This is a genomic window from Paraburkholderia sp. SG-MS1 (assembly GCF_012275575.1).
In the GTDB taxonomy this organism is placed as follows: Bacteria; Pseudomonadota; Gammaproteobacteria; order Burkholderiales; family Burkholderiaceae; genus Paraburkholderia.
Window position 1 is genome coordinate 1 of record NZ_NPIH01000291.1, and the last position, 6587, is coordinate 6587.

3 protein-coding genes are annotated in these 6587 nt (G+C 50.1%); 2 read left to right on the forward strand and 1 reads right to left on the reverse strand.

All coding sequences use genetic code 11. The features are described from left to right. Positions 1 to 127 precede the first annotated feature (127 nt). Together CIC12_RS32070 and CIC12_RS32075 are read left to right on the forward strand one after the other, a co-directional pair. Positions 128 to 3445 carry an SET domain-containing protein gene (locus tag CIC12_RS32070; RefSeq protein ID WP_168670505.1) on the forward strand — a complete coding sequence of 1106 codons (3318 nt, stop codon included), beginning with the start codon at positions 128 to 130 and terminating at the stop codon, positions 3443 to 3445. A 300-nt stretch (positions 3446 to 3745) separates the two neighbouring features. After that, positions 3746 to 4063 carry a hypothetical protein gene (locus tag CIC12_RS32075; protein ID WP_168670507.1) on the forward strand — a complete coding sequence of 106 codons (318 nt, stop codon included), beginning with the start codon at positions 3746 to 3748 and terminating at the stop codon, positions 4061 to 4063. 150 nt (positions 4064 to 4213) lie between these two features. On the opposite strand, the gene CIC12_RS32080 is transcribed toward CIC12_RS32075, so the two are convergent. After that, positions 4214 to 6460 carry a glycosyltransferase gene (locus tag CIC12_RS32080; RefSeq protein WP_168670509.1) on the reverse strand — a complete coding sequence of 749 codons (2247 nt, stop codon included), beginning with the start codon at positions 6458 to 6460 and terminating at the stop codon, positions 4214 to 4216. Positions 6461 to 6587: the final 127 nt, after the last annotated feature.

Below are 6587 nucleotides of genomic sequence, written 5' to 3' on the forward strand. Positions count from 1 at the left end.
ACCGCCCGCCACGGCCACACCGTCAAGTCCTGCCGGATTGCAACCCCAGCTTGCGGGCCTTCGCCCCCGCAGGCAGGCGGATCCGCGGAACAGCCCACTGCAGGCCGCAACTGGACAACGGCCGTCTATGGAACCCGGCAGCAGTGAGGCAGACAGGCGCCCGCCCATAGCCCCCAGGGCTGCAGCAGATCGCGACCAGCAGGACAGGAACGGGGCGGAATCCGGACATCGTCAAAGCAGAGCCACCATCGATGTTCAGCCAGATAACCCTGAAGATCAGGGAAACGAACAGATTTATACTTGGGATAGCCAGCATGAGAATCTATATCTCTTCCACTCCAGGAAAGACGCGGATCAGTTTGTCTGGCAGGACTATCGGAAACAGCATCCTGATGCCCCGGAACAGAGTCACATCGATAACGAATGGGATGTGTTCAGGCGAGGGTTTTCTGATACAGCCCAAAATCCGGTCGGTCAAATCATCTCCCAGATAGCCAGATTTGCAGGTTCTTCACCAGAGACGCAGAAGAGACTGTATGAGGCGGGCAACAATATTCCGGGGTTTCTCGGCGCGGAACTGTCGGCAGCAGCAGGCGCTTCCCCGGAAACACAGGATTTTTTCAGGAAACTGGGAGAAGTGGTGGAACACCTGATTCCTGTCTGGGGAGAGGCAAGAACCCTGAGTGGGATGCTTGGCAAGGCAGCCAACGGCGAAGAACTGTCACTTGACGATCATCAAAACGTTCAAGGGCTTTTCAAGGAGCTGCTGTCAAGAACAAATATTCAGACACAGGCAGGCTTGAACGGGCATGACCTGCCTCATGGCACCAGATTTCCGTCTGAATACGTTCATGGTCCTGCCACAGTCAAAGAGATCCCCCCCAGCAACCCAGAGGCCCATGGTAAGGTTAAAGGATCCCCAGCAGGGCACGAACCCAAAGATATTGCAGAAGGAGGCAGTAGTGAAAAAAACGAGTCCGTGCCGCATGAAGCCAGTACCAGCAAACTGCCTGGACTTCCGCCGCCTTCAGAAGCAGGCCATATCAGTTTCCATGCTGTGCCGGCTGGAGATCAGTTAATCCACGGTAAAACGCCTAATGAAAAAGGCATTTACCAGACCAAGGACAATCAGGGAACAGATCACTGGTACATCCGTTATACCGATAGTACGAATGTCAGCGGAGTGTACGAGATCAGAAGTGATTTCAAGTTGGCCGATAATCGCGTCAATATCGTTGACCCAGAAACCGGAAAATCTGTGATGACCGTTCATTCTACCGGTAATGGACAGTGGAAAAGGATTCCCGGACTCGGCGGGGCAGACGAACAGCAGCCTCCGCCCAAAAAGTCACGTATTGATACATCGGACCCACACAAGCAGGCTCAGCAACACAATCCTGCAGGAACATCACAGCAATTGCGCCCGCGGGCACCCGGATCTTCGGGAGCATCAGACTCTTTGCCAGCACCAAGGTTTTCAGGAAGAGGTGGAAGCGAGACTCTCCCAACGCTCGGGCAGGACCTAAATAAATCAGGTCAAGCGACTGAAAGGCATCAGTTTAAACTCATCACTCCCGACGACATCACCGACTGGCAAAAAACTGCCAAGACCCCGGGCAATAAAGAAACGCTTGCTAAGTTTGCGATGCGCCGCGGGCTTAATTCGTCAGCATTGCAGCAGAACGTTACCACGAAGGGTGAGCTTACAGCTGCTGGGAAAACCAGGCTGCTGAGAGCCTGGGGGCATCAATTTAAACCCATCACTCCCGATGACATCACCGACTGGCAAAAAATTGCCAAGACTCCGGGCAATAAAGAAACGCTCGCTGCGTTTGCCATGAGCCGCGGCCTTGATCAGTCAATGCTGCAGCAGTACGCTACCACGAAGGGCGAGATTACAGCTGATGGGAAAACCAAGTTGATGAGAGCCGGAGGGCATCAGTTTAAACTCACCACTCCCGGCGATATCACCGACTGGCAAAAAATTGCCAAAACTCCAGGCAATAAAGAAACGCTTGCTGCGTTTGCCATGAGCCGCGGGCTTGATCAGTCTGCATTTCAGCAGTACGTTACCACGAAGGGCGAGCTTACAGCTGATGGGGAAAACAAACTGTTGAGAGCCGGAGGGCATCAATTTAAACCCATCACTCCCGATGACATCACCGACTGGCAGAAAATTGCCAGGACTCGGGGCAATAAAGTAACGCTGTCTAATTTTGCCATGGCACGCAATATTGATTATAACCAATTTATACGTCGTGTCGACACGAAAGGTAATATTAAAGATGCTGGAGAAAGACTGATTCCCGCGAAAAATTATAAAACCATCGCTGTCAAGGATGTCACCGACTGGCAAAAAATTGCCACGACTCCGGGCAATACGGAAAAGTATCTTGATTTCACCAGGAATCGTAATCTTAATGATAATATATTTAGAACTTACGTTGCTGTGAATGGTGATCTTAAAATTAATGGAAGAAACCTGGTAGCACAGGCCGGTGAAGGAAAATCTACACCTGTTAAACAAGCCGATATCCCCGGGAATTCTGTCGAAACCACGCCAGATCCAGGCATGCCCCAGTTGGCACATCCTGTGAGTAATGCTGCGCCTGGTGCCTCTGCGGCACGCCCATCCTGGGATAATCGCCTGGAGCAGTCTGCAGCGGAGCCTGTGGCTGGGCCGTCCAGGCCTCGGAGTCCTGACGATGATGACGTTGTTGTCAAGATTGAAGCGCCGTCTGATGTCACTCACGAAGTGAGCCTGCCCTATAACGACAATTTGCCAACATTGCGGAAACCCGGACAACCGACCGTCAGTATGCTGGAGCAATCTGAAGGTAAAAATATTAACTGGGATGCTGATAAGATCGAATGGAACTATCTTGAGGATGTTTTTAAAGATATGCCACGAAAAAATACTTCTTTTGCCAAAAACAAGATAAGTGAAGACGCAATGGCGTGGCTTGATAAAGAATCATCATCCGGACCAATAAATCGCTCAGAAGAATTCGATAGGATAATCGAAGTCCGTGTGCCTGACGATGGGCCATCCAGAGGCTTTTCTCTTTTTTCCAAACGGCCTATCAGGCAATTTGAAGTATTAGGTTCGTATGCCGGAACTTTTTATGGTAGTGTTAAAGATTTGAATGAGGCATCAAGAAAGATAGGCCATGGCAGAACGGTGAGTTATGCATGGGAGGGTAAGCAACTTGGACAGCAAGTCGATGCGAGGGAAAGTGGGAACAGGCTTGCTTTGATGAATACAGCCAGACTACCAGGACACGCTGACTTACTAGGAAAGGAGAATAATATTGCTGCCATTAGAATTGGGAATAGTCTATGGTTTTATGTGGCTATAAGGAATATCAACCAAGGGGAGGAACTCCTGGTGGATTATGGGCCTACTTATAATCCTTCAGGAATTAAAATAGAACCAGTTCAGTGACGGTAAATGGTTGAGTTCCGATGTGATGGACGAGTCCCGCTAAACGGCGGGAGATTCAAGCCCAAGTGGACGGGTCGTGATGTCCACGGCAAAGGAGCGAATTGAAATGAACGCGTCCCAGCCCGTGAATGAGTAAGCAACGCAAGATCGCCCATCGTTGTGTCAATAGCATGCGCATTGCAAAAATGGAGAACCGCGTCGTGTCACGCGCTCGCTGACGCTGCAGTATGACCGGGTGATCTACCTGCTCCACGATACGGAAACGAACCGCAGGCTGGTGGGTCGCTACATCGAATGTGTATGAGTATCCGCACGGGGCGTATCGAGATCCGCGCGGATGGCGCCGCCCTTCCCTGCACGCCTATGACCGGCTCTCGGAGATTCATCGATCACAAGCGGCTGGGTCACGTGCTGCAGATCGCGCAGCTGATCCAGGCGGATCGCGATAACCGCCGTGCGTCGGGTTCAGCATCACGAACCAATCAGCGGCAGGCGCCAAGGTTAAAGGAGCGCAAGGCTGGCACAAGGAAGCAGCGCAAGACTACCGTGGAGGATCTGAACACCGCGATTGGCAGAACCATGGCCAGCCTCCAGGACCCTCTACTCAAAACCTCCTGAAAGAGATAACAAAGGCATAAACCACGACATTTCTACTTTGCTGCACTACGACATTTCAAGAATGGCCTCGGCATAACGCTGTAGCGGGTAAGTTGTAATGTCCGCTTTTAGCCAGGTTGAAATGTCCTCAATCGAAAATGCGACGCCGCCCTAACGGGTATGCTTCATAGACTGTTCTGCGCCAATCTTTACCTTGAATTTACTGTGGAACGGCAGGTAATAATCTATCGCCTTATCTATTTCACCAAGATATTTTTTTGATAGAACCACGCCAGAATTTTGATCAATCTCTGCTCTCGCACTCAGATCGTAGTAATCAGGCCTTTCTTTTTTCAGAATATCATTGAATAACGATGGGCCAGTTATTTCAAAAATTTTCTTTTGATACTCGGCAAATTTATTTTTGGAATCTGTGTCGGTATTTTTTTCAAGAAAAGGACGATCATTTAGAATTGATTTGTTTTTCGCATATCGAACATTCATTTCTTTGATGATTTCTTTTAATACATTATTGCCCGGTTGACTCGCGAAATTGCTGGTGTTGTAGCCTGAAAAATCTGTTGCTTTATGGGTTACGTGAACATTTAGCAATATGTCATCCGGCATTGCCTTCAACTGGATCTGTCCAACGCCTTGAGTGATGATGTCATCTGTATCGAGATAAATTCCACCGTATTTATTTATTAAGGAATACCGCAATCCGTCCGCGGCAGCGGACAGATTTTTACTTTGTCCTGAACGAAAATATTGATACATCTCTCCGGATGGACTGTTTTTGAAATCACTGAAAAAATGGTCCCGGTCCTCGTTAAGATCGCGTACTTCGAGTCCATCGATCTTGTGAGCCAGCCTATCATTAATTTCATGCAAAACCTCAGGACTATTCACATCGACATGGATTATAGATTTGTATCCAAGGCTTTTCCTCGAGTTTTCGAGAATATTTTCGATTAGATTTTCGGGAATTTTATCTCCGGCCCAGATATAGTGGATCTCTTTTGGGATAGCCGTAGCCTCGGTGGGAATTTCCGGAACGCCGCCTAGCCTGATAGTTTCGAACTTCGTCGGGGCAGGTAATTTGCTTTTTGCCGCAAAAAATTCTTTCTCAGTTCCTGATTCCCATTGATTCCGGCCTGTTCGCCAAACGTATCTATCCCTTACTAACCCATTGCTGTTCAACTCACGCCAGGCTCCTGCATCCGGATCATATGAAACCGGTATTGCGTATCCATTTTTATTGATCACAGAAAATTTTCCAGCAGCGGTGTTCTTGAGCACATCGTCCATGGGAATTTTTATCTCAATTTCTGGCACCGGAGTTCTGTTCGCAATCATTCCGGAGTGGGAAGTCGCCGTCCCGGTGTAAGCAGAAGGCCCGCCTTCCGTGTTTTCATTACCTCCCCCTTTGAGCCCTGACCCGTTCTCTATTCTTGTTTTAAGTTCTATAAATTGTTCTACGGTCTGGACAGCCGGTATGGCCGGATACGGTGGTGAGTATTTTTCCTTTACCAGTTGCTGAAGTTCATTCTGTCTGCTTTTTGCATCTTCACGGCTCAGTCGGGTTTCATTTTTTGCGGGGATTTTAGTCCCCCCTTTGTCGGCAGTTTCTTTCACATTGGCACGGACTATCGGGCTGCCGCGAGAGGGTTCTTTTTCCGCGGCGGGAACACTAATTTTTTCTTCGGGCTGTAGATTTGTGCCAGGGGGCAAGTTTTGTCCTTTCGGGTGCGCCTGTGTCTGAATATTTGTTCCTGACAGCAGCTCCTTGAAAAGCCCTTGAACGTTTTGATGATCGTCAAGTGACAGTTCTTCGCCGTTGGCTGCCTTGCCAAGCATCCCACTCAGGGTTCTTGCCTCTCCCCAGACAGGAATCAGGTGTTCCACCACTTCTCCCAGTTTCCTGAAAAAATCCTGTGTTTCCGGGGAAGCGCCTGCTGCTGCCGACAGTTCCGCGCCGAGAAACCCCGGAATATTGTTGCCCGCCTCATACAGTCTCTTCTGCGTCTCTGGTGAAGAACCTGCAAATCTGGCTATCTGGGAGATGATTTGACCGACCGGATTTTGGGCTGTATCAGAAAACCCTCGCCTGAACACATCCCATTCGTTATCGATGTGACTCTGTTCCGGGGCATCAGGATGCTGTTTCCGATAGTCCTGCCAGACAAACTGATCCGCGTCTTTCCTGGAGTGGAAGAGATATAGATTCTCATGCTGGCTATCCCAAGTATAAATCTGTTCGTTTCCCTGATCTTCAGGGTTATCTGGCTGAACATCGATGGTGGCTCTGCTTTGACGATGTCCGGATTCCGCCCCGTTCCTGTCCTGCTGGTCGCGATCTGCTGCAGCCCTGGGGGCTATGGGCGGGCGCCTGTCTGCCTCACTGCTGCCGGGTTCCATAGACGGCCGTTGTCCAGTTGCGGCCTGCAGTGGGCTGTTCCGCGGATCCGCCTGCCTGCGGGGGCGAAGGCCCGCAAGCTGGGGTTGCAATCCGGCAGGACTTGACGGTGTGGCCGTGGCGGGCGGT

Bases quoted from the DNA above. Each gene is read 5' to 3' on its own strand.
- CIC12_RS32070 (WP_168670505.1), top strand. From the start codon at position 128: ATGGAACCCGGCAGCAGTGAGGCAGACAGGCGCCCGCCCATAGCCCCC.
- CIC12_RS32075 (WP_168670507.1), top strand. From the start codon at position 3,746: ATGAGTATCCGCACGGGGCGTATCGAGATCCGCGCGGATGGCGCCGCC.
- CIC12_RS32080 (WP_168670509.1), bottom strand. From the start codon at position 6,460: ATGGAACCCGGCAGCAGTGAGGCAGACAGGCGCCCGCCCATAGCCCCC.